The sequence below is a fragment of the Sphingomonas sp. P2_B6 genome (assembly GCF_056404755.1).
The window spans coordinates 67,051-83,499 of record NZ_JBFUDK010000019.1 but is presented as its reverse complement, the minus strand read 5'-3'; the positions used below and the strand labels follow the sequence as shown (position 1 = coordinate 83,499).

Here is a 16,449-nt window from a genome sequence, read left to right as displayed (position 1 = left end):
GGCCGGCGGGTTTGCACCGTTTTGGCTGCGATTAAATCTGACAATAAGGCATCGGAATGCAATCCGCCATATTGTACACAGACAGTTGTCACTGTATGCAAGATATGTCTATGGCGGCCAAGTGCAGTCAGAGGCTCCAATAATAAACGACGCGACTCCGGCTTCCCGCTGGAGGACGCCCATCGGGGAGAGAGAAAATATGATTTCTGTCAAGAATCGAGTCGTGACCCGTCGCCTCGCGCTGCTGGCCGCGACGATGCTCGCCGGCACGGCCGTGCCCGCCTTTGCGCAGGCCGCCGCCGCGCAGGACTCGCCCGCTGCCCCCGACGACCAGCCCGCCCCGCCCGGCACCGACATCGTCGTCACCGGATCGCGCATCCAGAATGGCAACAACCAGCCGACGCCGGTCACGGTGGTCAATGCCCAGCTGCTCCAGGCGACCACGCCGACCAGCATCCCGGACGGCCTCAACAAGCTTCCCGCCTTCAATTCGACCTCGACGCCCAACAACGCGGTCAACGCCAATGGGCGCGGCTTCGGCACGCCCGGCAACTTCCTCAACCTGCGCGCGCTCGGCCCGATCCGCACCCTGATCCTGCAGGACGGCAATCGCGTGCCCGGCACCTTCTTCGACACCACCGTCGACACCAACATGCTGCCGCAGCTGCTCATCTCGCGCGTGGAGGTGGTCACCGGCGGCGCCTCGGCCGTTTACGGGTCCGACGCGGTAACCGGTGTCGTGAACTTCATCACCGACAATAAATATGTCGGGATCAAGGGCCTGCTGCAGACCGGCATCTCGGATTATGGCGACGCCTTCTCGGTGCGCGGCGGTGCCGCCTGGGGCATCAATATCGGCGAGCGCGGGCATCTCGAGCTCAGCGGCGAATATTACAAGCGCAACGGCATCGACGACACCGCCAGCCGCCCTTACGGCAATCTCTATCCGGCGGTGGTCGGCGCGGGCACCGCGGCCAGCCCGTTCACGCTCGTCTACAATGCGCGGCAGAGCAACGCCTCGGCCGGCGGCCTGGTCCGCACCGGGCCGTTCGCGGGCATGCAGTTCCTCCCCGACGGCTCGCTGGCTGCGTTCAACCCGGGCACCGCGACGGCCACCGCCAATGCCGCGGTCGGCGGCGATGGCGGCTATGTCCATAACGAATGGCTACTCTATAATTTCAAGTCGGCCCAGGCGTTCGGCCGGTTCGACTATGAGTTCAGCGACACGATCAAGGGCTATGTCTCGGCGCGCTACGCCAAGAACCGCTCGTTCGGCGCGAGCCAGATCTATACCAACATCACCAATGCGACGGCGGGTGCGCCGAACAATTCGGCCGGCTCCTATCCGCTGTGGATCTATAGCGGCAACGCCTTCCTGACGGCGGCGCAGCAGACCGCGCTGACCAACAGCAACACGAGCAGCTTCGCGATCAACCGCTTCGACAGCGATCTGATGAAGGATCTGGCGCTCGAGACGCGGATCAATTCCTTCTCCGCGACCGCCGGGCTGGAAGGCGGGCTGTTCGGCGATTTCGCCTGGGACGCGCATTACACGCACGGTTTCAACCGCACGCGGCTGACCTCGCAGAACAACGTCAACAGCATGAATTTCTTCGCCGCGGTCGACGCGGTGCGCGATCCGGCGACCGGCAATGTGGTGTGCCGGGTCAGCATCACCGCGCCGGGCGCCTTTCCGGGCTGCGCGCCGCTGAACCTGTTCGGTGAGGGCCGCGCATCGCAGGCAGCGAAGGACTTCATCTTCGAGGATACGTCGTGGAGCGCGCGCAACACGCTCGACGATTTCGGCCTGAACATCACCGGCACCGCGTTCGACGGCTGGGCCGGGCCGGTCAAGGTCGCGGTCAGCGGCGCCTATCGCCGTGCCGGCCTGCGCGTGACGACCAGCGTGCCGGACAATAGCTTCAACCCGCAATATCTGCGCCTCGGGCCGGCGGGCAATGCGCTGGCGGCTTCCTATCCCGTATCCAATCTCGGGCATTTCAAGGAAGTCCAGTCGGGCGCGATCGGCAGCGAAGACATTTACGAGGGCAATATCGAGGTCAATGCCCCGCTGCTGAAGGACGTGCCGCTGGTCGAGCTGCTCGCGTTCAACGGGGCGTATCGCTATGCCCGCTACGACGCGGTCGGCAACAGCAATGTGAAGGCGAATTTCTCGTCGAGCACCTGGAAGCTCGGCCTGGAATGGAAGGTCAGCGAGGACTTCAAGCTGCGCGCCACCCGCTCACGCGACTTCCGCGCGCCGACCTTGTGGGACCTTTACCAGGCGCAGGTCATCTCGGCATCGGGCGTCACCGATCCGCTGACCGGCGTCGCCGCGCAGCTCAACACCCTGGCCGGCGGCAACCCCAATCTCGAGCCGGAAGTCGCGCAGAACTTCACCGCCGGCGCGGTACTCACCCCGCGCTTCATGCCCGGGTTCAGCCTGTCGTTCGATTATTTCCATGTCAAGATCGACAATGCGATCGGCGCGGTCGCCGGCACCAATCCGATCGTCCAGTCGCTCTGCCTCGCCTCGGACGGGTCCTCGCCCTATTGCGCGCTGCTGGTGCGGCCGATCTCGTACAACAGCACCTCGCCGGCCAATTTCCCGACGCTCAACATCTCGCTCAGCCAGAATATCGCGCGGATCGAAGCGAAGGGCTTCGACGTCGAGGCGAACTATACCACCGCCTTGCTGAGCGGCCGGTTGAACCTGCGCGCACTCTGGACTCACCAGCCGACGCTGACCACGGAGACCATCCCGGGCGCGGTCATCACCAACGCCGCCGGCACCGAGACTCAGCCGCGCGACAAGGTGAACTTCACCGTCAATTACCGCATTGGCCGGTTCGGCTTCGATTTCCTCGAACGCTTCGCTTCGTCGATCAAATGGACCGGCAACCCGACCCAGGTGTTCGCCATCCCGGATGTGCCGGCCTATTTCCAGAGCGACCTGAACCTGTCCTATGATCTGGGTTCGGACTCGCAGGTGACGACCTTCGTCAATGTCGCCAATGTCTTCAATGCCAAGGGCGGCATCTACCAGACCTCCGGCTTCACCGGCAGCATTGGCCTGCGTTATCCCAATGTGGCCTATGCCGACGCGATCGGGCGTTATTTCACCGCCGGCGTGCGCTTCAAATTCTGACGCCGCACGGGTTTTCGCGGGTGTCCGGCAATGATGCCGGACGCCCGTTCTGTCTTTCGCGATGCGGGGCGCGGGCCTTTCGAGTCGGGGCCTGCCAAAACCAGGGAAAGCGCTGTAACCGCAATGCCGCGCCGCGGATGGCATGTCGCTCGCGAGTCGCGTCTGGAACAGGGATCTCAGCCATGGAATATCGGCGTCTTGGTGCCTCGGGCCTTCGCGTGCCCGCCTTGAGTTTCGGCACCGGCACGTTCGGCGGCGGCAACGACTTCTTCAAGGCCTGGGGATCGACCGATGCCGGCGGCGCGGCGCGGCTGATCGATGTCTGCCTCGACCACGGCGTGTCGATGTTCGACAGCGCCGACGTCTATTCCTCAGGGCTCGCCGAGACGATTCTGGGCGACGCGATCAAGGGCAAGCGCGACCGGCTGCTGATCTCGACCAAGGCGACCTTTCCGGGCGCGGCCGGCGACGGCCCGAACGCCTTCGGCTCCTCACGCCAGCACCTGATCAACGCGGTCGACGCAGCGCTCACGCGGCTCGGGACCGACCATATCGACCTGTTCCAGCTGCACGGCCAGGATTACAACACGCCGGTCGAGGAGACCCTGGCGACACTCGACCAGCTCGTCCGCGACGGCAAGATCCGCTATATCGGCGCCTCCAACTTCTCCGGCTGGCATTTGATGAAGTCGCTCGCCGCGTCGGACCGCCATGGCTGGCCGCGCCATGTCGCGCACCAGGCCTATTATTCGCTGCTCCACCGCGATTACGAATGGGAGCTGCTGCCGCTGGCGCGCGACCAGGGCGTGGGCGCGGTGGTGTGGAGCCCGCTTGGCTGGGGCAAGCTGACCGGCAAGATCCGCCGGGGCCAGCCCGCCGCGCCCGGTACGCGGGCGCACGACATTGCCGGCACGGGCCCGCAATTCGCCGACGAACATCTGTTCAAGATCGTCGATGCGCTTGACGCGGTCGCGGACGAGACGGGCAAGTCGATCCCCCAGGTCGCGCTTGCCTGGCTGCTCGGCCGCCCGACCGTCTCGACGCTGATCATCGGCGCGCGCGACGAGGCGCAGCTGGTCGAGAATATCGGCGCGACCGGCTGGAGCCTGACAACGGAACAGGTCGCTTCGCTCGATGCGGCGAGCGAGCAGACGCCGACCTATCCGGTCTGGCACCAGCGCAGCTTCCCGATGCTCAATGAGGCGGGCCAGGGCTGACGCTCAACCATATCGGCCGTCACCCTGAACGTGATTCAAGGTCCATGCGCGGTCCGGTGACACAAGCGCGTCACCCATGGATCAAGTGACCGCGCATGGATGCTGAAACAAGTTCAGCATGACGAAGAACGAATGTGCCACCGCTACTGCCCCACCGGCACCAGCCGTTGCATCCGGCGGCCCTGCACCTCGGCCACATACAGCACGCCCTTGCTGTCGGTGGCGATCAAATGCGGGCCGGTGAACTGGCCGGGCGCGGTGCCCTTGCCGCCGATCGTGCCGATCGTCGCGAGCGTGGCGCGGTCGAGCACCAGCACCGCCGAATTGCCCCAGTCGGCGACGTACAGATAACGCTGCTTCGCATCGGTCGAGAAGGCGATGCCGGACGCCGTTTGCGGCGAAGCCATGTTGCGGTCGACAAAGCCCTGCTTCACGAAGCGGCCGGCTTTGGTGAAGACTTGGATCCGCTGGTTGTTGCGGTCGGAGACATAGACCAGCCCGTCGCGCGACAGCTCGACGCCGTGCACCCCGCTGAAGCCCTGCGGCCCTTCCCCGCTCTCGGGCGTGAAGGGCGCACCCACCGCGCGCAATGCCGGGGCGGGATCGGCCGGGGGCGGCTTGCCGAAGCCGCTCCACATCCGCTTGAACGCGCCGGTCTCGCTGTCGAAGACGATCACCCGGCGGTTGACATAGCCGTCGGCGACATAGGTTTCGTGCGCGGCGTCATCGACATAGATGTCGGCCGGCGCGTGCAGGTTGGCGGTATCGAGATCGCCCTTGCTTGCCCCGCGCCTGCCGATCTGGCGGATCAGTGTGCCGTCATTGGCGAATTCGAGCAGCATGTCGTCGCCCGCCGCCGGATCGGTCCGGGAATTGCCCGCGATCCATACGCGCCCGCTCTTGTCGACCGCGATGCTGTGCTCGATCGCCGGCCATTCCCAGGCAGTGGAAGGCCCGCCGAACCCGCGCAGATAGGTGCCCTTCCGGTCGAACAGCATCACCGGCGGCGCGGCACTGGGCTGATCCTCCTTCGCCAGGCTGCGCGGCCGGTGCAGCACCCATAGCTGGTCGTGGGAATCCACCGCGACCGCGGTGATCTCGCCGAGCTTCATCGCCGGCGGCAGCTTCAGCCACTGCGTGTCGGCCCGAAAGACCGGAACGCGCGGCGGCGCTGCAGCGGACAGCGACAGCGCGCCGAGCATCACGCAGGGGAGGATCCACCATCGTCGCATCTTTCTCTCCCTTGGGCGCTCTTGCGGCGCCGGACGAGTATAGCGGCCCCGGCACCGTTTACGAGGCGGTGCCGACCCAGCCACGAAAGGCGAACCCGGCATAGAACAGCCCGACATCGTCGAAGCCGGCCTCCCGGAGCAGCGCCTCGTCCTCCTCCGGTGACAGGACCGGCAAATGCTCCATGATACCCGCGGCCGAGGCCGACGCCCGTGCCGGATCAATGCCGGAGGACATGGCGAACGCCGCCGATCGGGACAGCCAGCGCTCCGCCTGGGCCAGCGGAAAGCTGTAATGCGCCATCACGAACCGCGCACCCGGCCCGAGCCGCCGTCGCACCGCCTTCAGGGTACGGAGCCGTTCCTCCTTCGCAAGGAAGTGAAGCGTCAGCAGGCACGCCGCCCCGTCGAACGGCCCCGCTGGCGCGTCGTCGATATAGCCCTGCAGCAACCGGACGCGCGACGCCAACGGCCCCAGGGTGACGAGCGCCAGATCAAGCATCGCTGCCGACGGATCGACGCCGAGCAAACGCCACCGCGGCCGTCCTTCCGCGAACATCTTCAGCTCGAGTCCGCCGCCCGCGCCAAGGACCAGAATGTCCGCCGAATCGGGCGCCTGTTCCGACAGGAGCAGCATCGCCATGCGCTGAAGATCGGCCAGACCGGGCACTTGCCGGGGCGGTCCCTCCGTATAGCGCGCCACTGCCGCCGGATCGCTGAAAGGGCAAGACATGTAACATACCATGATGCATGATTTTTGGCGCGTCAATCGACGCGATTGAACCAGACCGGAGCAAACATGATCTGGTCCATGACCGCCCCGATCTGCTAGACAGTTCAACGGGATGAGCCCCGGAGATTGTGCAATGTCGGTCGGTCGGTCGTGCGTTCTGCTGCTCTTGTGTCTCGCATCGCCCGTCATCGCCCAGGGGCGGACCGACAAAGCCCCCACCCCGTCGCGGCAGCCCGCCACGACCAGCGGGCAAGCGGGCAGCCCCGACGTCGTCGTCACCGGCGTCGTCGACAAGAAGAAGGGCAGCTGGAAACGGGCCGAGTCCGACCATCTGATCGTCTTCAGCAAGGACAGCATGGGCGATATCGCCCGCATCACCAACAATCTCGAGCGGCTCTATACCCTGATGTCGCGCCTCTATCGGCAGGGCGGCCAGCCCGACGAGACGGCGAAGCTGCAGGTGACCCTGATCGACACGCCAGCCGCATTCAGCACGATGGAACTCGAAAATCTGCGCGCGGAAGAAGGGCCGTATCTCGCCGCCTTTCCCGATCGGACCTATTATGACCCGCGCGAGGACGGCGAAGTGCTGGCCATCGCGCGGAACGACCAGGTCATCGAGCTCAACACCAACCGCGCCTACAATCTCGACTGCGATGATTCGATGGCGGAGGGCGCGCGGGAGTGCAGCGGCAACGTGCCCTATCACGCGCCGGCCGTCCGGACCTGGGAAGAACTGCTCTATTCCGCCTTCGCGCAGCGCTTCGTTCTCACCGCCGATCCCGCGGCCTATCCTCGCTGGTATCTCGACGGGGTCGGCGCGCTGTTCTCCACCGTGCGGATCCGCGACAATGGCGCGATCGACTACGCCCTGCCGCCCGAAAACTACAAGCTGGTACTGCGAGCCTATGGCGATCTGAACGTCGGGGACGTCCTGTCGGGCCGTTATCTCGACGCCGCCGGCCGGAAGGCGAGCTGGTCGCCCTATCACGCCTGGCTGCTTGCCCATTATTTCCTGTTCTCCAATCTGAAACCGGAGCGCAGCCAGCAGTTTCGCGACTATATGACGGCGATCCACCGCGGGGTGCCGATGGCCGAGGCCGCCAGGGCTTTCGGCGATCTGGGCAAGCTCCAGCGCGAGATGGTGAAATATGTCGCGGCGCAGAAATCCTTTGCGCGCGCCGATCCGCCCCAGACGTCGCTTGCCGACCCGATCGTCACCTCTTTGTCGCCCGGGAGCGCAGCGCTGGTCGAGGCGCGGGTCGAGCTCGGCACGCACCTTGCCACGATCCCGACGGGGAGCAGCACCGCCACAACCCTTTCGGCCACGGAAACGCAGCGCCGCGAAGCCTGGCTCGCCCGGGTCCGCGATACGGTGGCGCACCTGCCCTATGACAGCGAGGCCCTGTTGTTCGCGGCGGAGGCCGAATGCCGCAGCGGCCATGACGGCGCGTGCCTCGGCGACGCCGAACGCGTGCTCGCCCGATCGCCCGACAATGCCCGTGCCCTTGCCTGGAAAGGCGTGGCGCTGACGGGTCAGGCCGTTACGGGGCCCGCGACGGACCGATCGGCCAAGCTCGCCGATGCACGGAGGACGATCGAGCGCGCGATCGAACTCGACGGCGACGCCCCTCTGCCGCTGATCGCCTATTTCCAGAGCTTCGCGCGCGCCGGCGAACGGGTTCCGGACCCGGCGATGCTGGGCATGGCGAAGGTCATCCGCAGCGTGCCGGCCGCGCCGGCGCCGCGCCTGTATCTCGCCGAGGAGCTGCTGCGCCAGGGCAAGGCCGACCTTGCCCGCCGGGTGGTCTATACGGTGCTCTACGGCGCCTATGACTCGCCGGAAAAGACCGCGGCGCGGGCCTTGTTCGCCTCCGCCGGCGGCCCGCCGCCTACGGGCCACTGAACCCGGCGGCGGCCGATGGTTACCAATTGCGGCATATGCAACCGCGTCGGCGGTGTCGCGCTGCTGTCGCCGAACAGACCCATGAAAAATCCGCCCGGCCATTGCTGGCCGGGCGGACAAAGGCACGTCAGGTGACGGTACCGAATCCTATTTCTTGTCGTCCTTCACGCCGACCACCGGCACGTCGATCGTTTCCTTCTCGGTCTTGACCTTGGGGACGTCGATCGTCTTCTGCGTGGTGCCGACCACGACTTCCTTCGACTTCAGGTCGACGTCCGGCAGCTTGCCGCCATCGGCGCTGACATTGACCTTGGGCAGCGCGCCGTCCTTGACGTCGGCGCTCCAGAAACCCGTCGCGAACAGGAGGGCGACCACCAGGGCGATGGCCACCAGCACAATGCCGGCAATCGCGCCGCCGCTCATCCCGCGTCGTTCCACCACCACGGTCTCGCGGTCGTCATATCTCGTATCGGCCATGCTATCCTCCTGATTTAACTGGAGGCGCAACGCCGGTTCGGCCGTGAATGTTCCGGACCGGACCATTGTCGCGTTCGCGCATCATCGCCGATAGTCACCTCATCAGGGCCGCGAAGAGGTCCGGTCTCAGCGCGACGAACAGGGCGATGATGAGGCCCGCGGCCATTCCCATGATCGCGCCGGCGGCGACACCGCGCGCGAGCAGCTTTCGTTTCCCGTTCGTCATTTCATTCCTTCCCGCCCAGCAGTGTATCCCCCAGCAACGTATCAATGTCGTCGATCTGCGCGCGCAGCTGCGCCGCGCCGCGCCGGTTAAGCAGCCACACGCCGGCAAAGGCCAGCGCCGCGCCGATCAGCACGATCCAGGTCTTGAGCGGCACATGCAGCAGGCCCGCCACGCCGCCATGCTCCAGCACGGGGCCGATCGTGAAGACGAGGAAGCCGGGGACCAGGGGCAGCAGATACCAGGTCAGCACGCCGGCGAGCGCATCGCGCTGGCGGGCGAGCTGGGCGCGCTGATGGACCAGGATCGGCTCAGCGGCGGCACGTTCGGGCGGCGGTGTGGCCGCGGCGAGACGGTGGAGCTGCCGCACGACGAACAGGGTGCCGATGATGATCATCGCCGACCCGATCCGCATCGCGAGCGAGGGAAGGAACAGGACATAGGCCGAGAAGCCGAGGACGACGACGACCGCCGCGGCATATTCGACCCTGTTGCGGCGACGGACGCGGGCGTAGAAGCGGTCGACACCGGCGCGCACCGCGGCGAGATCGGGCAGGGCCGGATCGGCGGCGCTCGCCTGCCACGCCTGTTTGACGATATCGGGCTCACTCATGCGGCAGCTCCTTTTTCGGCATAGGGCCTGGCCAGCAATGCCTTGATGCGGTGGATGCGCACCGCGACGGCGCCGGGGGACATGCCGGTCACGTCGCCGATCTCGGCAGCGCTCAGATCTTCGAGGTAGAGCAGCATGACCTGCCGGTCCGCCGGCGCGAGCCGGTGGATCGTCGCGAGCAATTGCTCGACCAGCCACCGCCCGGCCGCCTCCCGTTCGAGATCGCCGCCGTCAGGGAGCAGTTCGATCTCGTGCAGCCCGGCAAGACTTTCGCGCTTCAGGCGCCGGCGGGCGATGAGATGCGTGACCGCGACGTTATGCGCGATGCGATAGACCCAGCTCCGTTCCGAACACTGCCCCTCGAAATAGCCATAGCTGCGCCAGATGGCGGCGTGGATCTCCTGGACGAGATCGCGCCGCAGCTCGGCGTCCGCCTCATAGCCGCGCGCGAGACGCTCGATCGCCGCGCCATAGCGGCGCGCGGCATCGGCATAGCGAGCGTCCCGATCCTGGGTGGCGCGGCGTTGGTCCATCCATTCCCTCCGTTCGAGTCTATAGTCGAGCGGCAGCGGGAAATCTTACAGACGCAAAAGCGCTTTGCCGGGCGATAAGGGCCTGACCGCGTCGAAATAATGGTTTTCGCCCTCGTCGAGGCGACAATCGAGCAGGCGCAGTCCCGACGCGTCGAGCAGGCGTTCATATTCCTCCCGGCCAAGCGAGCGCGACAGCCGGCCGGTCAGCACGTCCCGCCATTCACACGCCTCGCGCGGCGCGCTGAACAGGAACCGTCCGCCCGGCTCCAGCGCCTGTGCCACGCCGTGAAGAACCCGGTGCTGGTCGTCCATATCGAGCAGGAACAACAGGCCGACGGAAATGGCGGCGGCAAAGCGGCGGTGAAAGAACATGCTGTCCTGCGCGGCCTCACAGGCAGCCTGCATCGATGGAAAGCGGCGGCGAAACGTCGCGATCAACTGTGGCGACGCATCGACGCCGAAGACCGTGAAACCATCCTCGACCAGTGCCTGCGCGATCGGCACGCCCGAGCCGCAACCGACGTCCAGGATGGCGGTCGCCGGGGGCAGCGCGTCTCGCGCCCAGGATCGCACCAGCGTCGCTCCTATGCCCGATCGGGCGGCCATGAACTGCTCGGCGACGGCGTCCCATCCTTCAGAACGATCGACGGTCATGGCGGCGAACTCCCTCTCGCCGGGATCCTATCAGATGGCGACGAAGGGAACAGCCGATGTCCGCACGCTCGACCCGCCCGATCGCCATCGTCCAGGCATCCCTATTCGCGCTCGCAAAGGGGAACGGCCAGGTCCAGACTGTCTGCCTCGCATCGAGAGGTCAAACCATGCAAGCGATCCCCCTCACCCTGGCGGCCGCGGCGATCCTTCTCGCCGGGGGCGCATCGCCGGCACCCGTGCAGACCCGCCCCACCGGCACGACGCGTACCGACCTTCAGCGACATGATCTCGGCCTGCCCGGACGGGAGGTGCTTCAGGCGCGTGTCGACTTCGCCCCGTTGAGCAGTTTCCCGCGCCACACGCATCCGGGCGAGGAGATCATCTATGTGCTCGAAGGCGCGCTGGATTATGAGGTCGCGGGCAAGATTGTCCCCCTCAAGGCGGGCGAGGTCCTGTTCGTTCCGGCGGGTACCGTGCACGCGGCGCGCAACACCGGCACGACCAGAGCGGCCGAGCTGGCGACCTATGTCCTGGAAAAGGGCAAGCCGCTCACCACGATCGTGGAGTGAACGGCCGGGCGCCTGAATGCCCTGTCAGCGCTCGCCGAGATGGCCGACGAGCAGGTCGAGGCGCGCCTGCTGACCCTCGGGCGGGATGCGGCCGCCGCGGCACAGGACCGCCAGGCCGTGCAGCGCGGCCCAGACCAGCTCGGTGCGCAGATCCGGATCGGCGTCGAACGGCCTGATCGCGCCGGCCAGCTCGGCAAAGGCCGCCTTCAGGGCCGAGGGCGAGTCGTCGCTGGCGAATCTTAGGGCGATCGGCAGCACGAACATCGCCTGATACAGCGCCGGCCGCTCGGCGGCGAAGGCCAGATAGGCGCCGCACACCGCCCGCAATACAGGCCCGGGCTCGGAAAGGTCGGCGCGCGCCTGACGCAGCCGGTCGGCAAGCTCGGCAAAGCCCTGGATCGCGACGGCGCGGACGATCGCGTCCTTGCCGTCGAAATGGCTGTAGAGCACCGGCTGGCTATACTCGACGAGATCGGCGAGGCGACGCGTGGTCACCGCCTCCCACCCCTCGGCCTCGGCGAGATCGCGCGCCGTCGCCAGGATCAGATCATGGCGGCTGGCGCGCTCTCGCTGGCGGCGGTCTGTCACGGACATATGCTTGTCTCGCCGATGCTCGCTATTCGGTCAATGCTAGATATTCATTGACATATTATCTAGCGTTGCTAGATTCCGTGACCACAGGAGATTAGACCATGGTCACCACCTTCGCATCCATCATGGCCGGCGCGATCGGCGCCGGCATCATCTTCATCGGCGCGCGCTTCCTCGTGGCGCCGCGAACGGCCGCCGCCGGATATGGCGTTCCGGCCGGGGAACAGGCCCGGTCATCGGCGCCCTGGCTGTACGCGAAGGGCGTGCGCGACATCGCATCGGGGCTCTTCATCTGGATCTTGCTGGCCAACCGCGCGCCGCATCTGCTCGGCGCGTTCCTGATCGCCGCCAGCATCATCCCGATCGGCGACGCGGCGATCGTGCTGCGCAGCGGCGGCACCCGCGCGGCGGCCTATGGCATCCACGGCGCCACCGCCGCAGTCATCCTGGCCGCTGGCGCGGCGCTGCTCCTGGCCTGAACGCCGATCCCTTTCACGACATACCGGAGCACATCATGACCCTGTTCGGCCTGCCCGCCACCGATATACTATCCTGGCTTCTCGCGCTCGCCTTTTTCGGCGCCGGCGTCGTCAATGCAATTGGCTCGGCCGCGATCAGGGACGATTTCGTCCGTTGGGGCTATCCGCGTTGGTGGCATCTCGTGACCGGCGGGCTGGAGGTGCTGGCGGCCGCGCTCATCATGGTGCCGGCCATACGCGTTGCCGGCCTTGGGCTGGGTGCCGCGATCTGCGTCGCCGCGGTCGCCACCGTGATCCGGCACCGGGACTATCGCCATGTCGCGCCGGGCCTCGTCCTGGCCGCGCTGTCGGCGCTCGATCTCGCGCTGCTCGCCGGGTGACGCAAGAAGCCGCCCGACCATCGCTGGCCGGGCGGCAGGGAGTCAACGCGTGCAGCGTCGATAGGGAATGTCAGGCCTTAGCGACGATGGCCGCCATAACCGCCATGGCCGCCATAGCCACCACCGTGGCCGCCGTAACCGCCACGGCCATAGCCGCCGCGATACCCGCGATCATAGTCGCGATAGCCGCGGTTGTAATAGCCACGGTCGACATAGCGGTCGTTGTAAATCACCACCGGAGGCGCGCGATAATAACCGTCATAGGCATAGCCGCGGTCATAATAGCCCTGATCATAATAGCCCTGGTCGTAATAGCCATCGTCATAATAACGGTCGCGATTGCCGTTCGACGCGAGCGCCGCGCCGATCGCCAGGCCGGCCACGCCCGCGACGATCGCGGTGCCGGTATTGTCATGGCCACGATAGCGCCCGCCATAACGCTGCGCCTCGGCAGGGGCAGCGACGGTCAGTGCGGTGGCGCTCAGCGCGAGCGCAAGGCCCGCCTTGGCAAACAGGGATTTCATCAGTTCACTCCTCGGGGGCGGGCGCGAAGACGTTTCCGAATTGAACGTCGCCCCGTGCCGGCTTGCTCTCCATATAGGGATAAGCAACTGAATATGCACGGAACGCGACTTGCAGCACGCGTTCATCTGTTCCGGATGCGAGACTATTCGAGCGCGATGCTTGCGAAGATGCTTTGCGGAGATGCCACCGCATTGAAATCGACAAACCCGCCTCGCCTCGCTAGGCCCGGCCGATGACCGCGCTCCGCCGCCATTTCCTGCGCCATCGCGCCCTTGCCGGGTGGATCGTCGCGGCTGCGCTGCTGATGAAGCTGCTGATCCCGGCCGGCTATATGCCGGGCATGTCGGGCAACAGCATGATCATCCAGATCTGCTCCGGCTATGGGCCGATGACCATGACCATGCCGATTCCCGGCAAGGAACAGGGCCAGGACCATCAGCAGAGCAAGGCGGAGATGCCCTGCGCTTTCTCCGGCCTGTCCGCGCCGACGCTCGCGGCAGCCGACCCGGTCCTGCTCGCGCTGGCCATCCTGTTCGTCATGGTCATGGGCGCGCGCTTCGTCGTCCCCCTGCCGGCGGCATCGCCGGCCCATCTGCGTCCGCCCCTGCGAGGACCGCCCGCTACTTCCTGATCCGCCATTTTTTGCAGCGCGCGCCGCCGATGCGGGGCGCGTGCCGATCAGGAAGATAATTTCCCATGAAGACCCTGTTGATCGCGGCCGCGTCCGCCATCGCCCTTTCGTCGGCGGCATCCGCCCAGACGAGTATTGACCAGAAGCGCGCCGACCTGCTGCGCCAGCGCGCCGAGATCGATGCGCAGCTCGCCACGCTAGACCAGAAGGCGCCCGCCGTTGCAGAGGATCGCGCCGAAGCGCCCGCCACGGACGACATCATCGTCACCGGCCATGCCTTGTCGCTGACCACGCAGGTCACCGGCCAGACGGTCACCACCATCGACGCCGCGGTGTTCCGCAACACGCCCGCGACCACCATCGCCGATATCGTCAAGCTCTCGCCCGGCGTCGCCGTCACGCAGGGCAATGGCCCACGCGACGTCAGCGTGTCGGTGCGCGGCTCCAATGCCCGCAACGGCTTCGGCGCGCGCAACATCCAGGTGTTCGAGGATGATTTCCCCGTCACCCAGCCCGACGGCCTTGCCCGGTTCGACCTGACCGACCCGCATGCCTATGGCGCGGTCGATGTGGTGCGCGGGCCGTCGTCGGCGCGCTACGGCAATTATGCGCTGGGCGGCGCGGTCAATTTCCGCACCCGGCGCGGGCGCGACATCGACGGGATCGAGGCCGGCGCGGATGCCGGCGGCGACGGTTATGCCAATGTCTATGCCACCATCGGCCGTGCCGGCCCGAAATACGAATATGCCCTGTTCGGCAGTTTCGTCCGGGCCGACGGGGCGACCGGGCATAGCGGCTACGAAACCGGTACGATCAACGCGTACGGCACCTATGCGCTTGGCGACCACGACCGGGTCGCGGCCAAGCTGATCTACAATGAAGGCGAGTTCCGCCTGTCGACCCGGCTCTCCTACAACCAGTATCTCGCCAATCCGTACCAGCAGGGATGCGCGGCGGCGGCGACCGCGGCACCCGGCTGCGGGACGATTTCCGTGCTGGTCAACGGCATCAACGGCGCGCGCATTGCGCAGACCGCGGCCGAGGGCGATCTCGCCCGCAACGACCGGCGGACGATTGTCGGCACGCGTTACGAGCATGATTTCGGCCCGGACACGACCTGGCGGACTCAGGCGACGTTCGACAGCCGCGTGGTCAACCAGCCGACCAGCGCGACGCCGTTCAAGGGCACGCTCGATAGCTACAATATCACCTCGGACGTGACCAACCGGGGCACGCTGTTCGGCATGGACGCGACCAGTTTCGTCGGGGTGTTCTACAATTATCTCGATAACCAGAGCTTCAGCTTCAACAAGACGCCCGCCGGCCGCAACGGCTTCGGCGCGCCGACCCAGACGGTGTTCGGCGACATCCGCAACATGGGCGCGCGGGCGCGCGAAGAGCTGCAGATCACGCCGCGGCTTCAGCTCATCGCGGGGGTCGGCGTGGAACGATCGATCATCGACGTGCGGCAGACCGCGTACAGCTATCCCGTCAGCGGCAATCCGGTGCTCAGCCTGATCCCGGCCGAGCGGCATCTCTCCAACGTCGCGCCGGAGGTGGCGCTGTTCTGGCAGGCGATCGATGCGGTGCGGCTGCATGCGCGGGTCGGCACCGGCTATGGCATTCCCCAGGCGGGCAATCTGTTCGTTACCGCGGCGGGCGTGCCGGGCGACAATGCCGATCTCAAATCGCAGCGCAACACCGGCGTGGATGTGGGCGCGGAGATCGCGCTCGGCGATACGCTGAAGGCCGAAGTGACCGGCTATTATGAGTGGTTCACCAATGAGCTGGTCAGCCAGTCGGCCGGAATCGGCCTGCTTGCCTATACCTCCAACGTGCCGCGCTCGGTGCATCGCGGGGTCGAGCTCGGGCTGAGTTGGCGGCCCGTTTCCGGCGTGAAGCTGGAGGGCAGCTACAGCTATAACGACCATCATTATACCGACTTCACCGAACGGCTGAGCGCGGGCGGTTTCTCGAAACTGCTCGACCGCGAGGGCAAGGCCATTCCCGGGGTGATCCCGACCTTCGTCAACGGCCGCGCCGGCTACGATCAGCCGCATGGCCCGCTGGCCGGGCTGGGCGGCTTTGCCGAGGTGACCTATCGGGGCCGGTACGTCATCGACAACAGCAATCTGCTGGCGATGCCGGCTTACACCCTGGTCAACCTCAACCTGCATTACGACCCGCCCAAGGGCGACGCCTGGTGGTCGCGGATCAGCCTTTATGCCTCGGTGCAGAATCTGTTCGACCGGACTTATGTCGGATCGGCCTCGGTCATCTCGAACAGCCTGAACGCCACCACCGGGCTGGAGAACCCGGCCTCGGTACTCTCGACCACCACCGGCTCGATCTATGCGGGGCAACCGCGGACCATCTATGCCGGCATCAGGGGGCGGTTCTGAAGATGCGCCGCGGCTTGGCCGAGCGTAAACTTTCAGCCCTTCCCCTTCAGGGGAGGGGTTGGGGGTGGGGGCGCGCGTCTGCGCGCACAAAAGGACGCGTCACCCCAAGCATCGAAGCGCCGAGCGGGGCATCGAGCCC

Annotated in this window: 17 protein-coding genes; 8 read left to right on the top strand and 9 right to left on the bottom strand. The window is 66.3% G+C overall.

The annotated features are described in order from the left end of the window. The first annotated feature begins 223 nt into the window (after positions 1 to 223). Complete coding sequence (locus tag AC1DX5_RS21150) at positions 224 to 3,148, top strand: TonB-dependent receptor domain-containing protein (protein WP_478017259.1); 2,925 nt, start codon at positions 224 to 226, stop codon at positions 3,146 to 3,148. Positions 3,149 to 3,330: 182 nt separating this feature from the next. Continuing rightward, positions 3,331 to 4,365: an aldo/keto reductase gene (locus tag AC1DX5_RS21145; RefSeq protein WP_478017258.1), complete on the top strand. Its 1,035-nt coding sequence runs from the start codon at positions 3,331 to 3,333 to the stop codon at positions 4,363 to 4,365. 143 nt (positions 4,366 to 4,508) lie between these two features. Here the strand turns inward: AC1DX5_RS21145 and AC1DX5_RS21140 are convergent, their stop codons facing one another. Then, on the bottom strand, positions 4,509 to 5,597 hold the full coding sequence (locus tag AC1DX5_RS21140) for an NHL repeat-containing protein (RefSeq protein ID WP_478017257.1): 1,089 nt from the start codon (positions 5,595 to 5,597) through the stop codon (positions 4,509 to 4,511). A 58-nt stretch (positions 5,598 to 5,655) separates the two neighbouring features. Beyond that, positions 5,656 to 6,297 (bottom strand): class I SAM-dependent methyltransferase, encoded by a 642-nt coding sequence (locus tag AC1DX5_RS21135; RefSeq protein ID WP_478017256.1) that lies wholly within the window; start codon positions 6,295 to 6,297, stop codon positions 5,656 to 5,658. 163 nt (positions 6,298 to 6,460) lie between these two features. Between AC1DX5_RS21135 and AC1DX5_RS21130 the strand changes: the two genes are divergently transcribed. Further along, complete coding sequence (locus AC1DX5_RS21130) at positions 6,461 to 8,233, top strand: tetratricopeptide repeat protein (RefSeq protein WP_478017255.1); 1,773 nt, start codon at positions 6,461 to 6,463, stop codon at positions 8,231 to 8,233. A gap of 147 nt (positions 8,234 to 8,380) precedes the next feature. Here the strand turns inward: AC1DX5_RS21130 and AC1DX5_RS21125 are convergent, their stop codons facing one another. The 5 genes from AC1DX5_RS21125 to AC1DX5_RS21105 form a co-directional block, all read right to left on the bottom strand. Beyond that, positions 8,381 to 8,710, bottom strand: a complete 330-nt coding sequence (locus AC1DX5_RS21125; protein WP_465170442.1) for a hypothetical protein — start codon at positions 8,708 to 8,710, stop codon at positions 8,381 to 8,383. A gap of 94 nt (positions 8,711 to 8,804) precedes the next feature. Continuing rightward, complete coding sequence (locus AC1DX5_RS21120) at positions 8,805 to 8,936, bottom strand: hypothetical protein (protein WP_465170443.1); 132 nt, start codon at positions 8,934 to 8,936, stop codon at positions 8,805 to 8,807. A 1-nt stretch (position 8,937) separates the two neighbouring features. After that, the gene (locus AC1DX5_RS21115) at positions 8,938 to 9,546 is read right to left on the bottom strand and encodes a hypothetical protein (protein WP_465170444.1); all 609 of its coding nucleotides are present in this window, start codon (positions 9,544 to 9,546) and stop codon (positions 8,938 to 8,940) included. Further along, entirely contained in the window at positions 9,543 to 10,079 is a 537-nt protein-coding gene (locus AC1DX5_RS21110) for an RNA polymerase sigma factor (protein WP_465170445.1), read from the bottom strand. Before AC1DX5_RS21110 ends, AC1DX5_RS21115 begins: the two co-directional genes overlap by 4 nt. 45 nt (positions 10,080 to 10,124) lie before the next feature. Continuing rightward, positions 10,125 to 10,733 (bottom strand): class I SAM-dependent methyltransferase, encoded by a 609-nt coding sequence (locus AC1DX5_RS21105; protein WP_478017254.1) that lies wholly within the window; start codon positions 10,731 to 10,733, stop codon positions 10,125 to 10,127. 167 nt (positions 10,734 to 10,900) lie between these two features. On the opposite strand from AC1DX5_RS21105, the gene AC1DX5_RS21100 reads away from it, so the two are divergent. Continuing rightward, positions 10,901 to 11,302 (top strand): cupin domain-containing protein, encoded by a 402-nt coding sequence (locus tag AC1DX5_RS21100; RefSeq protein WP_478017253.1) that lies wholly within the window; start codon positions 10,901 to 10,903, stop codon positions 11,300 to 11,302. Positions 11,303 to 11,326: 24 nt separating this feature from the next. Here AC1DX5_RS21100 and AC1DX5_RS21095 read toward each other — a convergent pair whose 3' ends face one another. Next, positions 11,327 to 11,896, bottom strand: a complete 570-nt coding sequence (locus AC1DX5_RS21095) for a TetR/AcrR family transcriptional regulator (RefSeq protein ID WP_478017252.1) — start codon at positions 11,894 to 11,896, stop codon at positions 11,327 to 11,329. Positions 11,897 to 11,994: 98 nt separating this feature from the next. Between AC1DX5_RS21095 and AC1DX5_RS21090 the strand changes: the two genes are divergently transcribed. Together AC1DX5_RS21090 and AC1DX5_RS21085 are read left to right on the top strand one after the other, a co-directional pair. After that, positions 11,995 to 12,372, top strand: a complete 378-nt coding sequence (locus AC1DX5_RS21090) for a DUF4267 domain-containing protein (RefSeq protein ID WP_478017251.1) — start codon at positions 11,995 to 11,997, stop codon at positions 12,370 to 12,372. A 35-nt stretch (positions 12,373 to 12,407) separates the two neighbouring features. Then, positions 12,408 to 12,752, top strand: a complete 345-nt coding sequence (locus AC1DX5_RS21085; RefSeq protein ID WP_465174671.1) for a DoxX family protein — start codon at positions 12,408 to 12,410, stop codon at positions 12,750 to 12,752. A 77-nt stretch (positions 12,753 to 12,829) separates the two neighbouring features. Here AC1DX5_RS21085 and AC1DX5_RS21080 read toward each other — a convergent pair whose 3' ends face one another. Further along, positions 12,830 to 13,276: a hypothetical protein gene (locus AC1DX5_RS21080; protein WP_478017250.1), complete on the bottom strand. Its 447-nt coding sequence runs from the start codon at positions 13,274 to 13,276 to the stop codon at positions 12,830 to 12,832. A gap of 233 nt (positions 13,277 to 13,509) precedes the next feature. On the opposite strand from AC1DX5_RS21080, the gene AC1DX5_RS21075 reads away from it, so the two are divergent. Both AC1DX5_RS21075 and AC1DX5_RS21070 read left to right on the top strand, forming a co-directional pair. After that, entirely contained in the window at positions 13,510 to 13,908 is a 399-nt protein-coding gene (locus tag AC1DX5_RS21075; protein WP_465170452.1) for a hypothetical protein, read from the top strand. A 65-nt stretch (positions 13,909 to 13,973) separates the two neighbouring features. Continuing rightward, the gene (locus AC1DX5_RS21070; protein WP_478017249.1) at positions 13,974 to 16,310 is read left to right on the top strand and encodes a TonB-dependent receptor family protein; all 2,337 of its coding nucleotides are present in this window, start codon (positions 13,974 to 13,976) and stop codon (positions 16,308 to 16,310) included. Positions 16,311 to 16,449: the final 139 nt, after the last annotated feature.

What these genes read in the sequence shown, in the direction of transcription:
- AC1DX5_RS21145 (WP_478017258.1), top strand. Translation starts at nt 3,331, where the DNA reads ATGGAATATCGGCGTCTTGGTGCCTCGGGCCTTCGCGTGCCCGCCTTG.
- AC1DX5_RS21140 (WP_478017257.1), bottom strand. Translation starts at nt 5,597, where the DNA reads ATGCGACGATGGTGGATCCTCCCCTGCGTGATGCTCGGCGCGCTGTCG.
- AC1DX5_RS21130 (WP_478017255.1), top strand. Translation starts at nt 6,461, where the DNA reads ATGTCGGTCGGTCGGTCGTGCGTTCTGCTGCTCTTGTGTCTCGCATCG.
- AC1DX5_RS21125 (WP_465170442.1), bottom strand. Translation starts at nt 8,710, where the DNA reads ATGGCCGATACGAGATATGACGACCGCGAGACCGTGGTGGTGGAACGA.
- AC1DX5_RS21120 (WP_465170443.1), bottom strand. Translation starts at nt 8,936, where the DNA reads ATGACGAACGGGAAACGAAAGCTGCTCGCGCGCGGTGTCGCCGCCGGC.
- AC1DX5_RS21115 (WP_465170444.1), bottom strand. Translation starts at nt 9,546, where the DNA reads ATGAGTGAGCCCGATATCGTCAAACAGGCGTGGCAGGCGAGCGCCGCC.
- AC1DX5_RS21110 (WP_465170445.1), bottom strand. Translation starts at nt 10,079, where the DNA reads ATGGACCAACGCCGCGCCACCCAGGATCGGGACGCTCGCTATGCCGAT.
- AC1DX5_RS21105 (WP_478017254.1), bottom strand. Translation starts at nt 10,733, where the DNA reads ATGACCGTCGATCGTTCTGAAGGATGGGACGCCGTCGCCGAGCAGTTC.
- AC1DX5_RS21100 (WP_478017253.1), top strand. Translation starts at nt 10,901, where the DNA reads ATGCAAGCGATCCCCCTCACCCTGGCGGCCGCGGCGATCCTTCTCGCC.
- AC1DX5_RS21095 (WP_478017252.1), bottom strand. Translation starts at nt 11,896, where the DNA reads ATGTCCGTGACAGACCGCCGCCAGCGAGAGCGCGCCAGCCGCCATGAT.
- AC1DX5_RS21090 (WP_478017251.1), top strand. Translation starts at nt 11,995, where the DNA reads ATGGTCACCACCTTCGCATCCATCATGGCCGGCGCGATCGGCGCCGGC.
- AC1DX5_RS21085 (WP_465174671.1), top strand. Translation starts at nt 12,408, where the DNA reads ATGACCCTGTTCGGCCTGCCCGCCACCGATATACTATCCTGGCTTCTC.
- AC1DX5_RS21080 (WP_478017250.1), bottom strand. Translation starts at nt 13,276, where the DNA reads ATGAAATCCCTGTTTGCCAAGGCGGGCCTTGCGCTCGCGCTGAGCGCC.
- AC1DX5_RS21075 (WP_465170452.1), top strand. Translation starts at nt 13,510, where the DNA reads ATGACCGCGCTCCGCCGCCATTTCCTGCGCCATCGCGCCCTTGCCGGG.
- AC1DX5_RS21070 (WP_478017249.1), top strand. Translation starts at nt 13,974, where the DNA reads ATGAAGACCCTGTTGATCGCGGCCGCGTCCGCCATCGCCCTTTCGTCG.